The organism is Streptococcus sp. HMSC062B01, assembly GCF_001811085.1.
GTDB lineage: Bacteria > Bacillota > Bacilli > Lactobacillales > Streptococcaceae > Streptococcus > Streptococcus gordonii.
Genome location: NZ_KZ672806.1, coordinates 42,723 through 65,407, shown reverse-complemented (window position 1 = coordinate 65,407; position 22,685 = coordinate 42,723). Strand labels below are relative to the sequence as shown.

Annotated in this window: 23 protein-coding genes, 3 tRNA genes and 1 pseudogene; 15 read left to right on the top strand and 12 right to left on the bottom strand. The window is 38.6% G+C overall.

Annotated features, from left to right (window positions below; translation table 11 throughout):
- Positions 1–81: 81 nt before the first annotated feature.
- From HMPREF2780_RS09115 to HMPREF2780_RS09085, 7 genes and pseudogenes are all read left to right on the top strand, one after another.
- On the top strand, positions 82–1,104 hold the full coding sequence (locus tag HMPREF2780_RS09115; protein WP_048780111.1) for a branched-chain amino acid aminotransferase: 1,023 nt from the start codon (positions 82–84) through the stop codon (positions 1,102–1,104).
- Between the two features lie 98 nt (positions 1,105–1,202).
- Positions 1,203–1,433 carry a DUF2969 domain-containing protein gene (locus HMPREF2780_RS09110; RefSeq protein WP_008809182.1) on the top strand — a complete coding sequence of 77 codons (231 nt, stop codon included), beginning with the start codon at positions 1,203–1,205 and terminating at the stop codon, positions 1,431–1,433.
- Between the two features lie 53 nt (positions 1,434–1,486).
- Positions 1,487–1,567: transfer RNA gene (locus tag HMPREF2780_RS09105), tRNA-Tyr, on the top strand.
- Positions 1,568–1,616: 49 nt separating this feature from the next.
- Positions 1,617–1,688: transfer RNA gene (locus tag HMPREF2780_RS09100), tRNA-Gln, on the top strand.
- Between the two features lie 162 nt (positions 1,689–1,850).
- Positions 1,851–3,056, top strand: a complete 1,206-nt coding sequence (gene rpsA / locus HMPREF2780_RS09095; RefSeq protein WP_008809181.1) for a 30S ribosomal protein S1 — start codon at positions 1,851–1,853, stop codon at positions 3,054–3,056.
- An 85-nt stretch (positions 3,057–3,141) separates the two neighbouring features.
- Positions 3,142–3,213: transfer RNA gene (locus HMPREF2780_RS09090), tRNA-Arg, on the top strand.
- A 53-nt stretch (positions 3,214–3,266) separates the two neighbouring features.
- A pseudogene (locus HMPREF2780_RS09085) lies at positions 3,267–3,684 on the top strand (NUDIX hydrolase).
- A gap of 45 nt (positions 3,685–3,729) precedes the next feature.
- Here HMPREF2780_RS09085 and HMPREF2780_RS09080 read toward each other — a convergent pair.
- Complete coding sequence (locus HMPREF2780_RS09080; protein WP_008809179.1) at positions 3,730–4,716, bottom strand: L-lactate dehydrogenase; 987 nt, start codon at positions 4,714–4,716, stop codon at positions 3,730–3,732.
- A 196-nt stretch (positions 4,717–4,912) separates the two neighbouring features.
- Here HMPREF2780_RS09080 and gyrA point away from each other — a divergent pair, with 196 nt between their 5' ends.
- The 3 genes from gyrA (at position 4,913) to radC (ending at position 8,889) form a co-directional block, all read left to right on the top strand.
- Positions 4,913–7,366, top strand: coding sequence for a DNA gyrase subunit A (gyrA, locus tag HMPREF2780_RS09075; protein WP_012000631.1), 2,454 nt, complete (start codon positions 4,913–4,915; stop codon positions 7,364–7,366).
- Between the two features lie 3 nt (positions 7,367–7,369).
- Positions 7,370–8,125 (top strand): class A sortase, encoded by a 756-nt coding sequence (locus tag HMPREF2780_RS09070; protein WP_045503211.1) that lies wholly within the window; start codon positions 7,370–7,372, stop codon positions 8,123–8,125.
- 83 nt (positions 8,126–8,208) lie between these two features.
- A complete protein-coding gene (radC, locus tag HMPREF2780_RS09065) occupies positions 8,209–8,889 on the top strand; it encodes a RadC family protein (RefSeq protein ID WP_048780106.1) in 681 nt (226 codons plus the stop codon).
- 19 nt (positions 8,890–8,908) lie between these two features.
- Here radC and HMPREF2780_RS09060 read toward each other — a convergent pair whose 3' ends face one another.
- From HMPREF2780_RS09060 to HMPREF2780_RS09035, 6 genes are all read right to left on the bottom strand, one after another.
- Positions 8,909–9,574, bottom strand: coding sequence for a redox-sensing transcriptional repressor Rex (locus tag HMPREF2780_RS09060; protein ID WP_041789693.1), 666 nt, complete (start codon positions 9,572–9,574; stop codon positions 8,909–8,911).
- 85 nt (positions 9,575–9,659) lie between these two features.
- Positions 9,660–9,893 (bottom strand): DUF4649 family protein, encoded by a 234-nt coding sequence (locus HMPREF2780_RS09055; RefSeq protein ID WP_048780103.1) that lies wholly within the window; start codon positions 9,891–9,893, stop codon positions 9,660–9,662.
- A gap of 34 nt (positions 9,894–9,927) precedes the next feature.
- Positions 9,928–10,275 (bottom strand): DUF1831 domain-containing protein, encoded by a 348-nt coding sequence (locus HMPREF2780_RS09050; protein ID WP_048780101.1) that lies wholly within the window; start codon positions 10,273–10,275, stop codon positions 9,928–9,930.
- Positions 10,265–11,392, bottom strand: coding sequence for a cysteine desulfurase family protein (locus HMPREF2780_RS09045; RefSeq protein WP_105026543.1), 1,128 nt, complete (start codon positions 11,390–11,392; stop codon positions 10,265–10,267). Before HMPREF2780_RS09045 ends, HMPREF2780_RS09050 begins: the two co-directional genes overlap by 11 nt.
- Before the next feature lie 9 nt (positions 11,393–11,401).
- Positions 11,402–12,358, bottom strand: a complete 957-nt coding sequence (locus HMPREF2780_RS09040) for a ribose-phosphate diphosphokinase (protein WP_096755428.1) — start codon at positions 12,356–12,358, stop codon at positions 11,402–11,404.
- 71 nt (positions 12,359–12,429) lie between these two features.
- Positions 12,430–12,999 carry a CYTH domain-containing protein gene (locus HMPREF2780_RS09035; RefSeq protein WP_096755211.1) on the bottom strand — a complete coding sequence of 190 codons (570 nt, stop codon included), beginning with the start codon at positions 12,997–12,999 and terminating at the stop codon, positions 12,430–12,432.
- 98 nt (positions 13,000–13,097) lie between these two features.
- On the opposite strand from HMPREF2780_RS09035, the gene HMPREF2780_RS09030 reads away from it, so the two are divergent.
- From HMPREF2780_RS09030 to mutY, 5 genes are all read left to right on the top strand, one after another.
- A complete protein-coding gene (locus HMPREF2780_RS09030; protein ID WP_061595888.1) occupies positions 13,098–13,763 on the top strand; it encodes a GTP pyrophosphokinase in 666 nt (221 codons plus the stop codon).
- Positions 13,747–14,571: an NAD kinase gene (locus tag HMPREF2780_RS09025; RefSeq protein ID WP_061595887.1), complete on the top strand. Its 825-nt coding sequence runs from the start codon at positions 13,747–13,749 to the stop codon at positions 14,569–14,571. Before HMPREF2780_RS09030 ends, HMPREF2780_RS09025 begins: the two co-directional genes overlap by 17 nt.
- Positions 14,561–15,448: an RluA family pseudouridine synthase gene (locus tag HMPREF2780_RS09020; protein ID WP_061595886.1), complete on the top strand. Its 888-nt coding sequence runs from the start codon at positions 14,561–14,563 to the stop codon at positions 15,446–15,448. The genes HMPREF2780_RS09025 and HMPREF2780_RS09020 overlap by 11 nt, the downstream gene beginning before the upstream one ends.
- 21 nt (positions 15,449–15,469) lie before the next feature.
- Complete coding sequence (gene pta, locus HMPREF2780_RS09015; protein WP_008809166.1) at positions 15,470–16,447, top strand: phosphate acetyltransferase; 978 nt, start codon at positions 15,470–15,472, stop codon at positions 16,445–16,447.
- A gap of 65 nt (positions 16,448–16,512) precedes the next feature.
- Complete coding sequence (mutY, locus tag HMPREF2780_RS09010) at positions 16,513–17,661, top strand: A/G-specific adenine glycosylase (protein WP_061595885.1); 1,149 nt, start codon at positions 16,513–16,515, stop codon at positions 17,659–17,661.
- Positions 17,662–18,438: 777 nt separating this feature from the next.
- On the opposite strand, the gene HMPREF2780_RS09000 is transcribed toward mutY, so the two are convergent.
- The 5 genes from HMPREF2780_RS09000 to HMPREF2780_RS08980 all read right to left on the bottom strand — a co-directional run bounded on the left by HMPREF2780_RS09000 (position 18,439) and on the right by HMPREF2780_RS08980 (position 22,640).
- A complete protein-coding gene (locus HMPREF2780_RS09000; RefSeq protein WP_061595883.1) occupies positions 18,439–18,786 on the bottom strand; it encodes a DUF6568 family protein in 348 nt (115 codons plus the stop codon).
- Between the two features lie 111 nt (positions 18,787–18,897).
- Complete coding sequence (locus HMPREF2780_RS08995) at positions 18,898–20,616, bottom strand: phospho-sugar mutase (RefSeq protein WP_061595882.1); 1,719 nt, start codon at positions 20,614–20,616, stop codon at positions 18,898–18,900.
- 236 nt (positions 20,617–20,852) lie between these two features.
- Positions 20,853–21,416, bottom strand: a complete 564-nt coding sequence (locus HMPREF2780_RS08990; RefSeq protein WP_046165527.1) for an ECF transporter S component — start codon at positions 21,414–21,416, stop codon at positions 20,853–20,855.
- Positions 21,400–21,951 (bottom strand): phosphopantothenoylcysteine decarboxylase, encoded by a 552-nt coding sequence (coaC, locus tag HMPREF2780_RS08985; RefSeq protein WP_061595881.1) that lies wholly within the window; start codon positions 21,949–21,951, stop codon positions 21,400–21,402. Before coaC ends, HMPREF2780_RS08990 begins: the two co-directional genes overlap by 17 nt.
- Positions 21,948–22,640 carry a phosphopantothenate--cysteine ligase gene (locus tag HMPREF2780_RS08980; protein WP_061595880.1) on the bottom strand — a complete coding sequence of 231 codons (693 nt, stop codon included), beginning with the start codon at positions 22,638–22,640 and terminating at the stop codon, positions 21,948–21,950. The genes coaC and HMPREF2780_RS08980 overlap by 4 nt, the downstream gene beginning before the upstream one ends.
- Between the last annotated feature and the right edge of the window lie 45 nt (positions 22,641–22,685).

The following is a 22,685-nucleotide window of genomic DNA, read 5'->3' as shown; positions in this document are numbered from 1 at the left end:
AATAATGCTTGAAAATTTCTTAAAAAGGTGTAAAATAAGGAGTATCTAAAAAATGAAGTTTGGAAGTAGAGGAGTAAGATTATGACTGTAAATCTCGACTGGGAAAATCTAGGATTCTCATATATGAAATTGCCTTATCGCTTTTTAGCTTATTACCGCAATGGTCAGTGGGAGGAAGGCAAGCTGACAGAAGATGCGACCCTGCATATTTCTGAGTCTTCACCAAGCCTTCACTATGGTCAGCAGGCTTTTGAAGGACTTAAGGCCTATCGAACCAAGGATGGCAGTGTCCAGCTTTTCCGCCCAGATGAAAATGCTAAGCGCCTACAACGAACTTGCGATCGCCTCTTGATGCCGCAAGTTTCAACAGAAATGTTTGTGGAAGCTTGTAAGGCTGTTGTCCGTGCAAATGAAGAATATGTACCTCCATATGGAACAGGAGGAACTCTCTACCTTCGTCCACTTTTGATTGGTATCGGAGATATCATCGGGGTAAAACCAGCAGATGAGTATATTTTTACGATCTTTGCTATGCCAGTTGGAAACTACTTCAAGGGTGGTTTGGTTCCAACCAACTTCTTGATCCAAGACGAATATGACCGAGCGGCTCCACATGGTACAGGTGCTGCTAAGGTAGGTGGTAACTATGCAGCCAGTCTCCTACCAGGTAAGATAGCTAAGTCTCGTAACTTTTCAGATGTCATCTACCTAGATCCATCAACTCATACTAAGATTGAAGAAGTCGGATCAGCTAACTTCTTTGGAATTACAGCAAATAATGAATTTGTAACACCGCTGAGTCCATCTATTCTACCGTCCATTACCAAATATTCCTTGCTTTACTTGGCAGAGCACCGCTTGGGCTTGACTCCGATTGAAGGCGATGTTCCGATTAATGATTTGGATCGCTTTGTTGAAGCCGGAGCTTGTGGTACAGCGGCAGTTATTTCGCCAATCGGAGGTATCCAGCATGGTGATGATTTCCATGTATTCTATAGCGAGACGGAAGTTGGTCCAGTCACCCGTAAGCTTTATGACGAATTAACAGGTATCCAATTTGGTGATGTTGAAGCGCCAGAAGGTTGGATCTACAAAGTTGATTGATAGGAAGAGCCTAAAAGGCTCTTTTCTTCTTATTTGCAGGAAATCACTTGCCAGGTTTTTGCTTTTTGTGTAAAATAGTATTTTGAAAGAGGTAAGAAATGAGTAAAAAAGATAAGAAGATTGAAATTCAAATTAATGATAGTAAGGTCAAAGTAGGAGCAGATTTATTTGATGGCTATTCACTCGTTATTGGTAAAAAAGTAATTGGCGAGATTGCAGAATTAGACGGCCAGTATGCTATAATTAAAAACGGCAATGCGGATGCTTTCTATAAAAAACTTGAAAAGGCTGTAGAAAATTTAATAGAAACCTATAATTTAGGCAAATAAGGTGTTGATTTTCCATTTTTTTCGTGTTATAATAGATGACGTTGATTGTATACGGAGAGATAGCGAAGAGGCTAAACGCGGCGGACTGTAAATCCGCTCCTTCGGGTTCGGGGGTTCGAATCCCTCTCTCTCCATTAGCGTTCATTTTGACGATGATAAAGTGACTATTGTCAGCGCTCTTTTTGGGGTATAGCCAAGCGGTAAGGCAAGGGACTTTGACTCCCTCATGCGTTGGTTCGAATCCAGCTACCCCAGTTCTTAGGTGATATATCAGATGAGGGGTTAAAATATCTTAGGGTATTTTATTTCTTTATAAAAGGTATAAAAACGGTAAAGATAAATTAACATGTCGTTGCGGGCGCTTAGGAAAATAAAATGGATGTCAAGTGAAAACTTGATTGTTGGAGGATTTTTTAGATGAATGAATTTGAAGATTTGCTAAACAGTGTTAGCCAAGTCGAGCCAGGTGATGTTGTTACTGCTGAAGTATTGACAGTTGATGCAAACCAAGCTAATGTTGCAATTTCTGGCACTGGTGTTGAAGGAGTGTTAACTCTTCGTGAGTTGACTAATGATCGTGATGCTGACATTAACGACCTTGTAAAAACAGGCGAAACACTTGAATTGCTCGTTCTTCGTCAAGTAGTGGGTAAAGATACAGATACAGTTACTTACCTAGTATCTAAAAAACGTTTAGAAGCTCGTAAAGCATGGGACAAATTAGTTGGTCGTGAAGAAGAAGTTGTTACTGTTAAAGGAACTCGTGCAGTTAAGGGTGGACTTTCTGTTGAGTTTGAAGGACTTCGTGGTTTTATTCCAGCTTCAATGCTTGACACTCGTTTTGTACGTAATACTGAACGCTTTGTAGGTCAAGAATTTGATGCTAAGATTAAAGAAGTTGATCCAAAAGAAAACCGCTTCATCCTTTCACGTCGTGAAGTTGTTGAAGCTGAAGCTGCTGCAGCTCGTGCCGAAGTATTTGGTAAATTAAATGTTGGTGATGTTGTAACTGGTAAAGTTGCTCGTATCACTAGCTTTGGTGCTTTCATTGATCTTGGTGGTGTTGATGGTTTGGTTCACTTAACTGAGTTATCACATGAGCGTAACGTATCACCTAAATCTGTTGTAACAGTTGGTGAAGAAATTGAAGTGAAAGTCCTTGACTTAAACGAAGAAGAAGGTCGTGTATCACTTTCACTTAAAGCTACAACACCTGGACCATGGGATGGTGTTGAACAAAAACTTGCTGCTGGTGATGTAATTGAAGGTACTGTTAAACGCTTGACAGACTTTGGTGCTTTTGTTGAAGTATTGCCAGGTATTGATGGTTTGGTTCACATCTCACAAATTTCTCACAAACGTGTTGAAAATCCAAAAGATGTCTTGTCAGTTGGCCAAGAAGTAACTGTTAAAGTTCTTGAAGTTAACCCAGCTAATGAGCGTGTATCACTTTCTATTAAAGCTCTTGAAGAACGCCCTGCGCAAGAAGAAGGACAAGAAAAAGAAGAAAAACGCCAATCACGTCCACGTCGTCCTAAACGTCAAGAAAAACGTGACTTTGAACTTCCAGAAACTCAAACTGGATTCTCAATGGCTGACTTGTTTGGTGATATCGAATTATAAGATAATTTAGAAGTTGAGTTTTCTCAACTTCTTTTTCTTTTTTGACTTGTATTTTTAGTGAAAATTAGTTATAATAAATGAGTTGCCACCCTTAGTGTAATGGATATCACGTAAGATTCCGGTTCTTGAGATGGGAGTTCGATTCTCTCAGGGTGGATGACTTAAAATTGGACTCTTCGGAGTCTTTTTTCTTTCTTGGAGGAACATGCAATGACAGTAAAATTAATTGCCCATAGCTTGATCGAGAAAGACGGGAAGTATTTGCTTATCAAACGCTCGAAAATAAAGCGAGGCCTCCCTAATGTCTATCCATCTTATTGGGATATTCCAGTCGGAAGTGTAGAAGAGAATGAACTGCCTAGAGAGGCCGCTCTACGTGAGACTATGGAGGAGGTTAATCAAAACCTTCGGATTGATAAGATTATCCATGAAGATAGTCAGTTTGATGCTAGCAAAGATACTGTTTTCACACGCTTAGTTTATGCGGGTAGAATTTTTGGAAGAGCGTGATATTATATTAGATCCAGAAGAGCACACAGACTTTGTCTGGATTTCTTCTTTGAAAGACCTAGAGAGCGAGCTCATCGTACCTTATTTGATAGATATTTTTGCTGACAAATCTGTATAAAGCAAAAAAAAAAACATCCCCTTTTAACAAGGAGATGTTTTTTTCTTAGTTTTTAGAAGCTGCTTGGAATTCTGGATTTTTCCATGCTTCATCAATGATTGCTTGTAACTCTTTAGCAGAAGCTTGCATTTTTTGAGTTTCAGCATCGTTCAATGGGATATTTACTGGACGTACGATACCGTGAGCACCAACGATTGCCGGTTGACCGATAAAGACGTTTTCAACTCCATATTGGCCTTCTTGGAAGACAGAAAGTGGTAGAACGGCATTTTCATCATCAAGGATAGCTTTAGTAATACGAGCAAGGGCAACTGCGATACCGTAGTATGTAGCACCTTTTTTATTGATGATTGAGTAAGCGGCGTCACGGACTGAAATGAAGAGGTCTACAAGATCCGCTTCGTTCAAGTCACGGTTAGCTTGTAACCATTGTTCTAGTTTTACACCAGCTACGTTAGCGTGTGACCAAACAGCGAACTCTGAGTCACCATGTTCACCCATGATGTAGGCATGGACTGAACGAGCATCAACACCGATTTTAGCTGCCAAAGCTTGACGGAAACGAGCTGAGTCAAGTGATGTACCAGAACCAATGACACGTTCTTTAGGGAAGCCAGAGAACTTCCAAGTAGAGTAAGTTAAGACATCAACTGGGTTAGCAGCTACGAGGAAGATACCATCGAAACCAGAAGCAACAACTTGCTCAACGATAGATTTGTTGATAGCAAGGTTTTTACCAACAAGATCAAGACGAGTTTCGCCAGGTTTTTGGGGAGCACCAGCTGTGATAACAACAAGGTCAGCATCCGCGCAGTCTTCGTATTTTGCTGCATAAATTTTCTTAGGTGAAGTAAATGCAAGCGCATGACTAAGGTCCTCTGCGTCACCAACTGCTTTTTCAAATAATTGTGGAATTTCAATAATACCGAGTTCTTGTGCAATTCCTTGGTTAACAAGAGCAAATGCGTATGAAGAACCTACGGCACCATCACCGATAAGGATTACTTTTTTATGTTGTTTTTCAAGAGTCATCTCTAAAATCTCCTTTTATTTTTTTACGGGTTTGTCCCAAACAAGTCTATTCTATCACTTTTAACATGCTTTGTCACGGCAGATGGTCATCTTTAAAAGATGTAAACGTTTTTAGGATCAAGGCTATTTACTGAAAAAATGTTTAAAATATGATATAATAGTACAGTTATATAAAGTGAAAAGAGGCATTTTTTTAATGCAAGATAAGAATTTAGTAAATGTCAATCTAACGAGTGAAATGAAGACAAGTTTCATTGACTATGCTATGAGTGTTATCGTTTCTCGTGCACTTCCAGATGTTCGTGATGGATTAAAACCGGTTCATCGTCGGATTCTTTATGGAATGAATGAGCTGGGAGTTACTCCTGATAAACCACATAAAAAATCAGCCCGTATTACAGGTGATGTTATGGGTAAATACCATCCGCATGGTGACTCATCGATTTATGAAGCTATGGTTCGGATGGCACAATGGTGGAGCTATCGCTACATGCTTGTTGATGGCCATGGAAATTTTGGTTCCATGGACGGAGATGGAGCTGCTGCTCAGCGTTATACAGAAGCACGTATGAGCAAAATTGCTCTTGAGATGCTTCGTGATATCAACAAGAATACTGTTGACTTTATCGATAACTATGATGCTAATGAGCGAGAACCAATAGTCCTTCCTGCCCGTTTTCCAAATCTTTTGGTTAATGGTGCAACTGGTATTGCTGTTGGTATGGCGACTAATATTCCGCCGCATAATTTAGCAGAGTCTATTGATGCGGTTAAGCTGGTCATGGATAATCCTGAAGCAACAACCCGTGATATTATGGAAGTTTTGCCTGGGCCTGATTTTCCAACAGGAGCCCTAGTTATGGGCAAATCAGGTATTCACCGTGCCTATGAAACGGGGAAAGGCTCGATTGTTTTACGTTCTCGTACTGAAATTGAAGAAATGAAAAATGGTCGCGAGCGGATTGTTGTAACCGAGTTTCCTTATATGGTTAATAAGACTAAGGTTCATGAGCACATTGTTCGCTTAGTACAAGAAAAACGTATTGATGGTATAACAGCTGTCCGTGACGAGTCTAATCGTGAGGGTGTCCGTTTTGTCATTGAGGTTCGTCGGGATGCGTCTGCTCATGTCATTCTAAATAATCTCTTTAAATTGACACAAATGCAGACCAATTTCAGCTTCAATATGTTAGCTATCCAAAATGGTGTTCCTAAAATACTCTCTCTTCGTGAGATTCTTTTAGCTTATATCGAGCACCAAAAAGAAGTTGTGACTCGTCGAACAGCCTTTGATAAAGATAAGGCCGAGGCTCGCGCTCATATTTTAGCAGGTTTGCTGATTGCTCTTGACCACATCGATGAAGTTATTCGCATTATTCGCAACAGCGAGACGGATGCTGAAGCACAGGCTGAATTAATGGCTAAGTTTGAATTGTCTGAACGTCAAAGTCAGGCTATTCTCGATATGCGCTTGCGTCGTTTGACTGGTTTGGAACGCGATAAAATTCAGTCAGAATATGATGAATTGATTGCTCTAATAGCTGATTTGGCAGATATCTTAGCTAAACCTGAAAGAGTTCTTACAATTATTAGAGAAGAATTGGATGAAGTGAAGCGGAAATTTGCTGATGAACGTCGAACAGAGCTTATGGTAGGAGAAGTTCTCTCTCTAGAAGATGAAGATCTGATTGAAGAAGCGGATGTTTTGATCACCTTGTCAAATAAAGGATATATCAAACGTTTAAACCAAGATGAGTTTACAGCTCAGAAACGTGGAGGTCGTGGTGTTCAAGGGACAGGCGTCAAGGATGATGATTTCGTCAAGGAACTTGTTTCGACTAGTACTCATGATCGTCTACTCTTCTTCACTAATAAGGGACGAGTTTATCGTCTGAAAGGATATGAGATACCTGAATATGGCCGGACTGCAAAAGGTTTACCAATTGTGAATCTCCTGAAATTGGATGAAGGAGAAACAATTCAAACTATTATCAATGTGGAACAGGATCATAGCCAAGACTCTTATCTCTTCTTTACGACTCGTCTAGGGGTAGTCAAGCGTACTAGCGTAGCTGATTTTGCTAATATTCGTCAGAATGGACTCAAGGCTTTGAATTTGAAGGATGAAGACGAGCTGATTAATGTTTTCCTAACTGATGGAGCTGCTGATGTTATTATCGGAACAAAATTTGGTTATTCTGTTCGCTTCAATGAGACAGCTGTTAGAAACATGAGCCGTATTGCAACTGGCGTACGTGGTGTTAACCTAAGAGACGGTGACCAGGTCGTTGGTGCAGGTGTTGTGTCTGACAATGATGAAGTTCTTGTTATTACTGAAAAAGGTTATGGTAAGCGAACTCTTGCTAGTGAATATCCGACAAAAGGCCGTGGTGGTAAAGGGATTAAAACAGCTAATATCACAGAAAAAAATGGTCCTTTAGCTGGTTTGATGACAGTCAATGGTCAAGAAGATCTGATGATCATAACTAATACTGGTGTAATCATACGGACCAGTGTTGCAAATATTTCACAAACTGGTCGCTCTACAATGGGTGTTAAGGTGATGCGTCTTGATCAGAATGCTCAGATTGTTACTTTTACAACTGTAGAAGCAGATGATAAAGAAGAGTTGCAAGACGAGAAGGAGTAAAATATGGCCAGAGGATCACGAAGAGCCAAGAAGAAACGCAGTAAACGTAATATTATATTAAATATTCTTTCAGTTATCTTACTGTTAGTTGCACTTGCCCTAATTTTTAATTCTTCAATTAGAAATATGATTATGGTTTGGCATACAAACAAGTACCAAGTTTCTAAAGTATCTAAGAAAGAAATTGAAAAGAATAAAGCAAGTAAAGGTAGTTTCAATTTTGAAAAGGTTGAGCCTTTATCGACTGAAGCTGTCTTAAATGCCCAATGGAAAGCACAACAACTTCCTGTTATCGGTGGGATTGCGATTCCTGAATTGTCCCTTAATTTACCAATTTTTAATGGACTGGAGAATGCAGGTCTTTATTATGGTGCTGGTACTATGAAAGAGACTCAGGAAATGGGAAAAGGTAACTATGCTTTAGCTAGTCACCATGTTTTCGGGATTACGGGAGCCAATGAAATGCTCTTTTCTCCTCTTGATCGAGCGAAAGCTGGTATGAAAATCTATTTAACTGATAAAGAAAAAGTTTATACATATTCAATTACTAGTGTTGAAAACGTGGAGCCTGAAAGGGTAGATGTTGTTGATGATGCCGCTGATGGTACAGCAGAGGTTACTTTGGTAACCTGTGAAGATGCTGCGGCAACTTCTCGTACAATTGTTAAGGGTGTTTTAGAAAGTGAAACTCCATACAAAGAAACACCGAAGAAGATTTTGAACTACTTCAATAAATCATACAATCAAATGCAACTATAAATCTTATAATAAAAAAGAAGGAAGCATAAGTTTAATGCTTTCCTTTTTTCTTTTGCGAATAAATAGATTGTAAGGAGGTTTTTATGTACAGTATATCATTTCAAGAGGAATCATTATTACCACGGGAACGATTAGTAAGACTAGGAGCAGAGCAGTTAAGCAATCAGGAATTGCTGTCTATTCTCATTCGTACAGGAAATAAAAAAGAGAATGTATTCCAAATAGCTAGTAGAATTTTAGCATCAGTATCAAGTCTGACTGAACTGCGTCACATGACTCTATCTGAACTACAGGGGATATCTGGTATAGGGCAAGTAAAGGCGATTGAGCTACAGGCCATGATTGAGTTGGGTAGTCGTATTTCAAAAGCGGAGAATTTTGAAGGAGAACGTATACTGAGTAGTCAAAAACTTGCTAAGAAAATGCAACAGGAATTAAGTCATAAAAAACAGGAGCATTTGGTTGCACTTTATTTGAACACACAAAATCAGATTATTCATCAACAAACTATTTTCATTGGAAGTCTGACTCGGAGTTTAGCAGAACCTAGGGAGATTCTTCATTATGCGATTAAGCATATGGCGACATCAATTATCTTGGTCCATAATCATCCTTCAGGCGCGACTAGGCCAAGTAGGGATGATGATCAGGTGACAGAGAAAATAAAAGAAGCCTGCGAAATGATGGGCTTCATTTTATTGGATCATTTAATTGTGGGAGGGGATAGCTATTATAGTTATCGAGAGGAAACAGACCTCATTTAAGGACGGTTAGCTATAGTGCTTAATCATGCTCTTTTTTCATAAAGTAGAGAAGAGTTTGTAGTTCGCTTGTCAAATCGACATACTGAACAACAATTTCTTTTGGTAGATGAAGATGCACAGGTGAAAAACTCATAATCCCTTTTATTCCAGCATCGACAAGAATATTGGCTACTTCCTGGGCTTTTACACTTGGAACAGTTAAAATTGCTGTCTTGATGTCTGCATCCTTGATTTTTTCTTTGATTTGAGAAATGCCATAAATTGGAATACCATCAGGGGTTTTTGTTCCAACTTCTTTGTGACTATCAACATCAAAAGCCATGACAATTTTCATCTTATTTCTTTCATGGAAGCGGTAGTGGAGAAGAGCGTGCCCCATATTACCAACTCCTACAAGCATGACATTGGTGATTGAGTTATCATTAAGCAAATCGGCAAAAAAATTCATTAATTTCTTAACATCGTAGCCAAAACCTCTGCGTCCAAGTTCACCAAAATAAGAAAAATCTCTTCGAACAGTAGCAGAGTCAATACCAATTGCTTCAGCAATTTGTTTGGAACTGGCTTTTTCTATTTTTTCTGCATTAAAGCGTTTAAAAATACGGTAGTAGAGGGATAAACGCTTGGCAGTTGCACGCGGAATAGTTGAATTTTTTTCGGTTTTCACAAAATCACGTCCTTTCATTTCTATTTTATAGAAAGTTTGTGAAAAAATCAACTATTTTAAAAGAATCTAAGGAACTAAAAATAAAAAAAGAAAACTAAAATCCTTAGTTTTCTTTTTTACTTTCGTAAGCCGATAAATCAAACTGTAACATGGTTCGATAAAGATTGCCTATTTTTCCTTCATAGGGAACTTCTATCCCCTTATATGTCAATGAGAGGACCGTTAAGTCATCTGGGATAGTGACACAGCCTGAAAAAGCTAACATGAATTCATCAAAATCAAGATAACGAACGATTCGTTCGACCTTATAAGAATCTAAGTATTTAAGTTCAATCATGGATATTCTCTGTAATTCTTGAATAAATGTTGGATTATTGTTCCGTCTTTGTAAAAATCTCTCTTTCAACTAAGCTATCCATCAAAAAGTAGAATTTCTGCTGGAGAATCTTTTGATCTTCTGATTTAAAAATATTAACTAGACGAAGACCTGATTTATCTGTGATATTAATTTTAAAACCAGACAAGTCTTTATTGAAAATAATTTTTAATAAAAATCCTTGACCACTATTTGGAATTTCCTCTAAAAGGCGAGTTAGCTCAAAGTTTCCTACTTTTGTTTCGGCAAAGGTATTATCTTTTAATGTAAATTTTTTAACATTTGGATTTATTTCATAACTGTATAAACAATCTTTTAATGCTACTGACTTTTCAAAGGCCATGTGTTTCTCCTAAAATTTCTTTTAATTTTTTTGTTAAAATTTGTACTTCTTGAACAGTATTTTGATCAGAAAAACTGATTCTGAAGGATTCTTTTAATCGGGGGGACGTCTCACCATAAAAAGCCGACAAAACGTGGCTTGGCTCAATCGCTCCAGCAGTACATGCTGATCCTGTGGAGACAGAAATTCCTGCCATATCTAACTTCATCAGCAGGATATCGTTTGCCTGGCCGGGAAATCCCATGTTAACCACATGAGGTAAATGAGGCTCCTGTTCATTTAGATAATAGTCGGTAGTACCAAGTCCTTGCAAAAGTTCATATCGAAGCTCTTGAATATGACTGAAGTTTTCGGCTATATGTTCAATGTTATTTTCCAGTGCTGTGGCCATTCCCGCAATGGAAATGATGTTTTCTGTACCAGCTCTTTTTTTATCTTCCTGGCTTCCACCGTGAAGTAGATTATCAAAGTGGAAATCTTTAGCATATAAGAAGCCAGTTCCCTTCGGCCCGTGAAATTTATGAGCTGAAGCACTTAAAAAATCAATTCCTAATTCTTCTGGATAGATAGGAATCTTCCCCATAGCTTGAACCGCATCTACATGAAATTTTGCTGGATGATCTTTTAAAACTTCTCCAATTTCCTTAATAGGTAGTAGATAACCGGTCTCATTATTAGCAAACATGGTAGAGACGAGAATGGTGTCAGGACGAAGTGCATCCTTTATATCTTTTACTCGTATCTTTCCGTCGACTGGTTGGATAAAAGAAATCTCAAATCCGTATTTCTTGGCTAAGTGGTGCAAGGGTTCTAAAACAGAATGATGCTCAATTGCTGTCGTAATAATGTGTTTTCCTAGATCTTGATGCTTGAGAGCATAGCCTTTTAGTAGGGTATTATTGCTTTCGGTAGCACCAGAAGTGAACAGAATATTTTTGGCATTAGTTCGCAATACCTGAGCAATAGTCTGCCTGGCCTGTCTAAGAATCTTGCTAGCCTCTCGTCCATGTTGATGGGTGCTAGATGGATTTCCATAGACCTGTCCCATTAAATCAGTCATCTTTTGGATAGTTATAGACGAAAGAGGGGTTGTGGCTGCATTGTCAAAATAAATCATTTTCAGTCCTTATTTTTTATTATATGCAAAGAGAGGACTGACAGGTTTTCTCTCTTGGATGCGGACAATAGCATCAGCAATCAACTCACTTGCTGTAATGTACTGGATGTTTTTTGGAGTTTTTTCTTTGGTGTCTACAGAATCGGTTACTAAAATTTCTTTGATCGGAACAGCATCTAATTTTTCAGCGGCACCATCAACGAAGAGACCGTGGCTTGAAACCGCATAGATTTCGGTTGCTCCTTCTCGATCGACAATTTTAGCAGCTTCAGTAAAGGTACGTCCAGTATTCAAGATGTCATCAATTAAGATCGCTTTCTTACCAGCTACCTCACCAATAATATACCCTTCATTGCGGTGAGCATCGTCTTGAGCATAGTCAATAATAGCGATAGGAGCATCTAGATGTTCTGCTAAACTGCGAGCTCTCTTAACACCTGAGTTCTTTGGACTTACAACGACAACATCATCACCTGTTAAGCCTTTATCGCAATAGTGTTTTGCAAAAAGAGGAACAGTGTAAAGATTGTCAACAGGAATGTCGAAGAATCCCTGCACTTGAACAGCGTGTAGATCAAGAGTCAGTACTCGATTCACACCTGCTTTTACTAACATATTTGCTACTAGTTTTGCTGTGATTGGTTCCCGTGGTGCTGCTGTACGGTCTTGACGAGCGTAACCAAAGTATGGAATTACAACGTTTACTGAGTTAGCACTGGCACGATTACAAGCATCTACCATGATGAGCAGTTCCATCAAATGGTTGTTTACCGGAAAACTTGTAGATTGAATGATGAAAACATCAAAGCCACGTACGCTTTCTTCGATGTTGACTTGGATTTCTCCATCAGAGAACTGACGTGATGAAAGTTTCCCAAGCGGTATTCCAGCAGCTTTTGCAATCTTCTCAGCGATAGCATGATTTGAGTTGAGCGAGAATAATTTCATGTTCTTTTTGTCATTGATTGAACCAAACATACCTAAAGATAACTCCTTTAATTTTCTGATTACTATTTTATCAAAAATATAAGAATTTTTCAGCTATTTGGCAAGTTTTTAGTAAATCTAGCGATCTTGCTTTTTAGGGGTGTGTACGAGAGATTGTTTTCTTGTAGAAAGTCAAAGAAATTAACTTTTCCATCTTCAGCATCTTGAACTTCAAGTTCGATTTCATAATCGTGAACATCAAAATAAAAATTTTCATCCAGAGCTAGAAGTCCAAACTCATGTTTCATTTCGCGACGAATGGTGGTTAAGTGGCCTAGGATGGTTAATTGATTTAGCTGAATCTTCGTTTTCTTCAAGTTTTCAAGAATCTCTCCCTCTGGTAGAGTCATACTCCCAATTATAGAATTAACTTCATCTGCTGATAAAGCTTGGTTGTATTCCATTGTTCCTACCTCTTGTGATACCTTCAAAGTCAGCTCAGCTGAATCATCAAAACGACGTATGCGGAAAGCCATTTTGTGGTCTCTGATAAAAAAATCAGGGGTATCTATATAATAATTTGTTTGTTTTACTGGAGTAATATCTTTAAAAAGTGGTAGTAGACTTTCAAACTGTTCCTTGTTTAATCCGGATTTGTATTCAATTTCTAAATGGTTCATTGTTGATCCTTTTCTTTCGCTTGAAAACGATTTATGTTATAATAATAGACGTATTTATTTTATATAAAAATAATAAAAATAACAAGGTGAGTGCATTTATGGAGTGGGAACAATTTTTAGACCCTTATGTCCAAGCTGTCGGTGAGTTAAAAGTCAAACTGCGAGGAATTCGAAAACAATACCGCAAGCAACAACGACACTCACCGATAGAATTTGTAACCGGTAGGGTCAAGTCTATTGAAAGCATCCAAGAAAAGATGGTTATGCATGGAATAAGTTTAGAAAACTTAGCCCGTGATATGAACGATATTGCTGGCCTTCGGATTATGGTTCAATTTGAGGATGATATCACTGAGGTTCTAAAAGTTTTGCATCAGCGAAAAGATATGAAGATTGTTCTAGAACGAGATTATATCACTTATAAAAAGCCAAGTGGCTACCGCAGTTATCATGTGATAGTTGAATATCCTGTTGATACAATTAACGGTAACAAGGTTGTCTTGGCTGAAATCCAAATTCGGACCTTAGCCATGAACTTTTGGGCAACAATTGAGCATTCTCTTAATTATAAATATAAGGGAGAATTTCCTCAAGAAATTAAGGAACGATTGGAAATAACAGCTCGAATTGCCTATGAATTGGATAAAACAATGGGTGAAATTCGCCACGATATTCAAGAGGCTCAGGTTCTGTTCGATCCACCTTATCGGATGTTAAATGATGGCGTAGGAAATAGTGACGATACAGATGAAGAATACAGATAAAAAAATTGCTGTTTTTAGCAATTATAAACCTCAAAGTAAAGAAGTCTGCCAATTGTTGATTAAGAAACTAAGGCAGAATCGTTTCATTTTAACTGATAAAAATCCTGATATAGTTATTTCTGTAGGCGGAGATGGTATGCTCCTGTCTGTTTTTCACAAGTATGAAAACCAATTAGATAAAGTTCGTTTTGTCGGTGTTCATACTGGACACTTAGGATTTTATACTGATTACCGAGATTTCGAAATCGACAAGTTAATAGAAAATCTAAAATTGGACACCGGAGCTCAGGTTTCCTATCCGATTTTAAATGTTAGAATTTTCCTAGAGGATGGTTCTGTAAAGAGTAAGCTAGCTTTGAATGAAGCTACGATAAAGCGATCAGATCGGACTATGGTTGCTGATATCATGATTAACCATGTGGCTTTTGAACGCTTCCGTGGAGATGGGATTTCGGTTTCTACTCCGACCGGCAGTACAGCTTACAATAAGTCCTTAGGTGGAGCAGTTCTTCATCCGACAATAGAAGCTTTGCAAATTGCTGAAGTGGCAAGCCTTAATAATCGTGTATATCGTACTTTAGGTTCGTCGATCATTGTTCCTAAAAAAGACAAGATCGAAATCTTTCCAACTCGAAATGATCAGCATACGATTTCGGTGGATAATAGAACTTATACTTTCAAGCATATTACCAAGGTTGAATTTCAAATAGATAATCATAAAATACAATTTGTTGCCAGTCCAAGCCATACGAGTTTTTGGAACCGAGTTAAGGATGCCTTTATTGGAGAAGTAGACGATGAGATTTGAGTTTATTGCAGATGAGCATGTCAAAGTCAAAACTTTTCTCAAAAAACATGATGTTTCAAAGGGGCTTCTTGCTAAAATTAAGTTTAGAGGCGGAAGTATTTTAGTAAATGACGAACCGCAAAATGCAATTTACTTGTTAGACATTGGTGATAAAGTTACGATCGATATTCCCAAGGAAGAAGGTTTTGAAAGTTTAGAAGCGATTTCGAAAAAACTAGAAGTGGTTTTTGAGGATGATCATTTTTTAATACTTGATAAACCAGCCGGCGTCGCAAGCATTCCTAGCGTGAACCATTCTAATACTATGGCTAATTATGTCAAAGCTTATTATATAGATTCTGGTTATGAGAATCATCAAGTCCATATTGTGACACGTTTGGACAAGGATACTAGTGGTCTTATGCTATTTGCCAAACACGGCTATGCCCATGCACGATTGGATAAACAATTACAAAAAAGAGCTATTGAGAAGCGTTATTTAGCCCTGGTTAAGGGAGATGGTCTTTTAGAAAAAGAAGGGGAAATTATTGCTCCGATTGCGCGTGATGAAGATAGTATTATTACACGAAGAGTTGCCAAAGGAGGTAAATATGCTCATACTAGTTACAAGGTGATTGAGCAATTTGGCAACATCTATCTAGTGGATATTCACCTTCATACAGGAAGGACGCATCAGATTCGAGTTCATTTTTCACATATCGGCTTTCCACTTTTGGGAGACGATTTATATGGTGGAAGCTTAACTGAAGGTATCAGTCGCCAAGCTCTTCACTGTCATACTTTGAAATTTTACAATCCATTCAGTGGAGAGGAAATTGGACGTGCCAGTCCTCTTCCAACAGATTTTGAACATGTAATTCAGACATTTAAAAATTAATTAAGAGGAGATTAACAAAATATGAAAATTTTTGATGATATTCGTGATGCCTTGCAGGATAAAGAAGTGAAAATTGTCTTGCCTGAAGGAGAAGAACCTCGTATTCTTCAAGCAACTAAGCGCCTTGTAAAAGAAACTAGTATTACTCCAGTTCTTTTGGGTAATCCTGAAAAAATTCGTATTTATTTAGAAATAGAAGGAATAACAGAAGGGTATCAGGTCATTGATCCTACAAACTGTTCTTGCTTTGAGGAAATGGTGGAAGCTTTTGTTGAGCGTCGTAAAGGAAAAATTACTGCAGACGAAGCGCGTCAATTGTTGAAGGAAGATGTCAATTATTTCGGTGTTATGCTAGTCTATCTTGGTAAGGTTCAAGGAATGGTTTCAGGCGCTATTCACTCTACAGCAGCGACTGTTAGACCTGCTCTTCAAATCATCAAGACTTTGCCATGGGTTTCGCGCACTTCTGGTGCCTTTCTAATGGTTCGTGATGATGAGCGCTACATTTTTAGTGACTGTGCCATCAATATTGATCCAGACGCCAATGTTTTAGCAGAGATTGCTATTAACTCAGCTTTGACAGCACAAATTTTTGATATTGATCCGAAAGTTGCCATGCTCAGCTATTCTACCAAAGGTTCTGGTTTTGGAGAAAAGGTTGATAAGGTCGTAGAGGCAACTAAGCTGGCTCAGGAAATGCGTCCAGATTTGGCTATCGATGGCGAATTGCAGTTTGATGCAGCTTTTGTGCCTGCAACTGCAGAGCTGAAAGCACCTGGTAGTCCTGTGGCTGGTCAAGCGACTGTCTTTGTCTTCCCTAGCATTGAAGCTGGTAATATCGGCTACAAGCTGGCAGAACGTTTAGGTGGCTTTTCTGCAGTAGGCCCTATCCTACAGGGGCTTAATCATCCAGTTAATGACCTTTCTCGTGGATGTAATGCGGATGATGTTTACAAGCTGACCTTGATTACAGCTAGTCAGGCAGTTGGTCATTATTAAACGATATGAGATAATTGGGGGGCGTAAGCTCTCCAATTTTTTTATCCTTATGCTATACTAGATTTATGTTAGATTTGAAAGAATACGGAATTGAGATGTGGGAGGCAGATAAAATTGCCTCTTTTCGCGAGAAATTATTGACTTGGTATGATGAAAACAAACGTGACCTGCCTTGGCGTAGGTCCAATAATCCTTATCATATCTGGGTTTCTGAGATTATGCTGCAACAGACTCGGGTGGATACGGTGATTCCTTACTATGAGCGTTTTCTTGACTGGTTCCCGACAGTAGCTGACTTAGCACAGGCACCAGAAGATAGACTGCTCAAGGCATGGGAAGGTTTGGGCTATTATTCGCGGGTGAGAAATATGCAAAAAGCAGCCCAGCAGATAATGATAGATTTCGCTGGAAAATTTCCTGATAGATATGAAGGAATTGCTAGTCTCAAAGGGATTGGTCCTTATACGGCTGGTGCTATTGCTAGTATTGCCTTTGGTCTAGCTGAGCCTGCAGTGGACGGCAATGTCATGCGGGTGCTGAGTCGATTGTTTGAAGTTGATTTAGATATTGGACAACCCAGCAATCGTAAGGTCTTTCAGGCTATGATGGAGATTCTTATTGATCCAGACAGACCCGGTGATTTCAATCAAGCACTGATGGATCTGGGGTCAGATATCGAAGCTCCTGTTAATCCTCATCCAGAAGACAGTCCTGTAAAAGAGTTCAGTGCAGCTTATTTGCACGGGACCATGGATAAATATCCAATCAAAGCACCTAAAAAGAAGCCAGTTCCGGTCTATCTTCAGGGCTTGATTATTGAAAACGAGCAGGGACAATTCTTACTTGAAAAGAATGAGACTGCTGGCTTGTTATCTGGTTTTTGGCATTTTCCCCTGATTGAAGTTGAGGAATTTCAAACTGAAAATCAGATGTCCCTCTTTGAGGTGGCAGAAAATCAGCTAAATCTGGATTTATCTCCTCAAGAAAGCTTTGAGCAGGATTATGATTTGATTGTCAATTGGCAGCAGGAGTCCTTTCCAAAGGTGCAACATGTCTTCAGCCATCGCAAGTGGCATATCCAGCTGGCTTATGGTCGAGTCAAAGATAGCCAGCACGTAGCTGATGGAGAGGTCTTGTGGCTTCATCCAGAAGACTTTGTCAATTACCCCTTTGCCAAGCCCCAGCAGAAGATGTGGGAAGCATTTAATAAATGAACGCTCATTTCAATTTAGAGCATAGTTTTATGAAGAAATAATAGGATTATGTAACTTATATGGATTATAGACCAGATTATTCAGATAAAAATTTTATAGGAGCTCGTAGTATATTTGCTAGTATTCTCTATTTTATATTAGCTTGTTTCAATTATTTTTTGGATCTTGCATATTTTGCTTTTATTCGTGAATTATATTCTAATCATGCAAAAATCAGTTCTATCTTAATTTGTTGTTTTATTTGTTACAATTTATTTTTCTTGATTCGTGAGTTAAATTTTAAAATCCTTCACTGGTGTGGCTATCATGCCTTACCAAAATATTATAGATTTGGCAGAGGGAGGTTTCCTTTATTCAATAAAATAACGAAAACATATAAAAGACATTACAGAAGAAGATCAAGGAAACACCAATTTCTGTTCCTACTCAGTTATTTGCTTTATTTAAATTTGGTGCCCATCTGTCTCTTTATATATTTTTATTTTATAATACATTTTAATAAAACAGACTTCAATAATGAAAATAAAATCTATTCTTGTATCATCTTCATCTTGTTATTTGTGCTAATCTATATATTAGAATTACTTTTTAAAAGATATAGAAAATGGTTTACAAAACACTTTAATCTTGATGATAGGCTAGAGGAGCATGAATTTCCAATATTTTTCTTAAAAGAAAAATGATCTACTAGAATAGTTTGTAAAAAAATAACAATAGAACTGAGCAACTTTTACGGAAAACGAAAAATAGCTAGAGAATAATCTCTAGCTATTATTTTTATAAATGAGCAAAAGCTTTAATATCATCTGCTGTCATAGAAGAATCGCAACGAACAGATACTTGGCCGTCTTGAACATGAACAAAACCAGGAACCGTCGGAATGCTATATTCAGAGCGGAAGGCTTGTAGTTTATCTAATTCGCTAGCTTCTTCACTGTTAATGAAGTAGATATGTGCTTTAGTTTCAGCCACAACACCAGCCAATGTTCCAGCAAACTTACGGCAGTAAGGGCAAGTTTTGCGACCAACGAAGAAAGTTGCAGTTTCTTTGTCAGCAATCGCTTGACGAGCGCGGTCAACAGTTGTGATTTCCAAGTCTTTAATATTTTGAGCAAATTGTTCCATAAATCATCCTCATTTCTTTTGATAGAACTAGTATGCCATAAAGTTTCTAAAATTGCTTAGATTTGATACGAAAAAAAGATGAGATTGGTTGGTCTCATCTTTTATAATTGCTTATTTTACAAAAGCATTGATTTCCGCTTCGATATTTGCAATCTTAGCTTGTGAATCTTCGTTGTTTTCACCCACAACGGCAATGTAGAACTTGATTTTTGGTTCAGTTCCAGAAGGGCGAACAGCAATCCATGAACCATCCGCAAGTGTGTATTTCAAAACATCACTTGGAGGTGTTGTCAAGGTTGTTACAGTGCCATCTGCAGCAGTAGAAGTTTGGGCTTTGAAGTCTTCTACAACAGTGATAGCTGTTGCATTCCATTCTTTTGGAGCATTGTTACGGAACTTAGCCATGATGGCTTTGATTTGTTCAGCACCGTCTACACCTGAAAGGGTAACAGAGATGGTCTTTTCAGCATAGTAGCCGTACTCTTTGTAGATTTCTTCGATACCGTCAGCAAGTGTCAAACCACGTGAGCGGTAGTAGGCAGCAAGTTCAGCAACGACTAGAACGGCTTGGATGGCGTCTTTATCACGTACAAATGGCTTAATCAAGTAACCGAAGCTTTCTTCAAATCCCATCATGTAAGTGTGATTGTGTTTTTCTTCGAATTCTTGGATTTTTTCAGCGATGAATTTGAAACCAGTCAAGACGTTGAACATAGTTGCGCCGTAGCTTTCAGCAATCTTTGTTACCAAGTCAGTTGATACGATCGATTTGCAGAGTGCTGCGTTTGCTGGCAGAGTTCCAGCGCTCTTATGAGCTTCCAAGATGTACTTAGCCATGATAGCACCGATTTGGTTACCTGAAAGGTTAAGATAGCTACCATCTTTTTGAAGCACTTCCACACCAACACGATCAGCGTCAGGGTCAGTTGCGACCAGAACATCTGCACCGACTTGACGACCAAGTTCTTCAGCAAGGGCAAAGGCTGCTTGGCTTTCAGGATTTGGAGATTTAACGGTAGAGAAGTCAGGGTCTGGAGTTGCCTGCGCTTCAACAACTTGAACAGAGTCAAATCCTGCTTGAGCAAGAGCACGACGAGCCAACATTTCACCCGTACCATGAAGTGGTGTGTAGACAATCTTCATGTCTTTACCAAATTCTTCGATCAAAGCTGGGTTGATATTGACATCTTTGACTTCTTTGAGGTATTCCACATCGACAGCTTCGCCAATGACTTCAATCAAGCCAGAAGCTTTTTCAGCTTCGACATCTGCAACTTCAACAGCAAATGGATTTTCGATAGCACGGATGTAAGTTGTCAAAGCATCCGCATCGTGTGGAGGCATTTGTCCACCGTCTTCGCCGTATACCTTGTAACCGTTAAATGGAGCAGGGTTGTGGCTGGCAGTAATCATGATACCTGCGAAACAGTTGAGGTGACGAACTGCAAATGACAGTTCTGGGGTTGGACGAAGGCTTTCAAATACATACGATTTGATACCATGTTTTGCAAGAACAGCAGCAGATTCAAAGGCAAATTCTGGAGAGAAGTGACGACTATCGTAGGCAATTGCCACACCACGTTCTTTTTCATTTCCACCTTTTGACTCAATCAAACGAGCCAAACCTTCAGTCGCTTGACGGACAACATAGATATTGATGCGGTTTGTACCAGCACCAATCAATCCACGCATACCAGCAGTACCAAATTCAAGATTGGTATAAAAGGCATCTTCCTTTGTTTTTTCATCCATATTTTCTAAATCTTGACGAAGGTAGTCTGGAAGATCAGCGAAATCGACCCATTTTTGATAATTTTCTTGGTAAGTCATAGAATGTCTCCTTTATTTAAAAAATGAAGAGAGGAAAATCATGATAAATCATCCCGCTCTTGAATATATCTAATCGCTTTCATTGTAGCATATTTTCACTTATTTTGAAAGGTCAGATATAGAAAATGATGAAATATTTTTGAAAAAATTTTTTAAAGAATTTCAAATAAATCATATAGAGGAATTCAAAAAAGGACAGATAGATAACTGCCCTTACAAGATTATTGATTAGAAGATTATTGCTTAGCTTTTTCAAGTGCAGGGACGATAGTTGTTGTCAAGACTACCGAAATAAGTAACTCTGCAATTGAATTTGCGGATAAAACAACAGCAAGCATAGCTTGGATACTTCCTTGATAGACATTTGAAAATAGAAAGAAGATTCCGCCCAAGACAAAGATGGTATTAGTAGCAGAACCAACTGCTCCAGCTATAGCTAAACCAAGTTTGTTATGTAGGACTTTGTAGACAAGATAAGGAGTGAGACCGATTAAAATGCGGGGCACCATAGCGATCATAAGCGAATGTAGATTTCCGTTTGGTACAAAAGGGCTAAAAAGATAGCTACTAGGAATAAGCACTATGGTGTTAGTAATCACACTAATACATCCCATAAGGAAACCTAAGACCATTCCAACCTGAGGACCGTAAAGGATACTAGCGATAATAATAGGTATATGAATAATCGTTGGTTTAATTGGTACTGGCAGAAGGTTGAAAATCACTGAGCTAAGCAGATGCAGTACCAACATAATGGCAAAGAAAATAGCAATTTGAGCAATCTTAGATTGTTTTTTCATAAATAAGTTCCTTTACTGTATCAATAATTGTGTCAATCTCAGCTAGAGCACCTGTCCCCTGATCACCACAGGCTAAAACAGCTTCGCGTGGTTGGATAATCTTCCATCCAAAACGTTGCAGACGCTCCAAATTGTGCTGAGTTAGCGGGTTTTCATACATCTTGGTGTTCATAGCTGGCGCCAAAACTTTCTTAGTATGAGTCGGTAAGGCCAGAGCAGTAGCTGTTACCATATTATCTGCTAGACCATTTGCTAATTTAGCAATCGTATTTGCCGTTGCAGGAGCTAGTAGAAAGAGGTCAGTCTCCTTGGCAATGGTAATGTGGTTGACCTTGCTAGGATCAGGCTCTTGCATGATATCTAGACCAACCAACCTTTGAGATAAAACTTGCAGAGTTAGAGGTGTGATAAATTCTGTCGCAGCCTCAGTCATGAGGACGGCTACTTCAAGGTTTTCTTTCTTTAAACGGCTAGTGATATCAGCTGCCTTGTAGGCCGATATGCTACCGCTAACTGCTAAGGTAATTTGAGTCATGTTTTTTCCTCCCTGTGGATATGTTGGTAGAGGAGTTGAGCAATCTCAACCTTGGAATGTGCTTTCGTCACCCTATCTTTTTCAACTAGATAAGCTTCATGCCCTTTCTCAGTAATCTTATTTAAATCATTGGCAACAATAATATCTGCTTTGTTTTTTTGGAGACTGGCTCGCGCAGTCTCAAGTAACTTTTCCTTAGAAACATCAACCAAGAGTTTGAATCCAATCAAGCGAATGTCGGGATTCCATTGTTTTACTAAGGAAATGATTTTTGGTGTTTTTTTAAGGAAAAGTACCTGGACATCATCCTGAGAAGAAATCTTGCTTTCTGAGTTAGTCTTATTCAGTAATTCTGTAAGGTCAGAGCTAGCTAAAACTTTATCAAAGCCTGTCATATAAACTGGAGTGTAGTCAGAAACTGCCATAGCATGAATTAGTACATCGTGCGTGTGTACAAGTTGCTCCAGCTTTTCATGAAGCTCTGCGACATTTTCAATTTCTACTGTAGTAAGATTGGGATGTAGTAGAGGACGGACAGCCTTGGAAGTCGTTACTAAAGTCACTCGGTCACCCTTATTTAGGAAAGTTTCAGCTATAATTTTTCCTAACTGTCCAGTTGAATGATTGGTAATAGAACGGACTCGATCGATTTTTTCACTTGTTCCACCTGAAGTAATCAATATATTCATAGCCTTATTTTACAAGAAAAAGTAAATTTAGTAAAATAATTATAT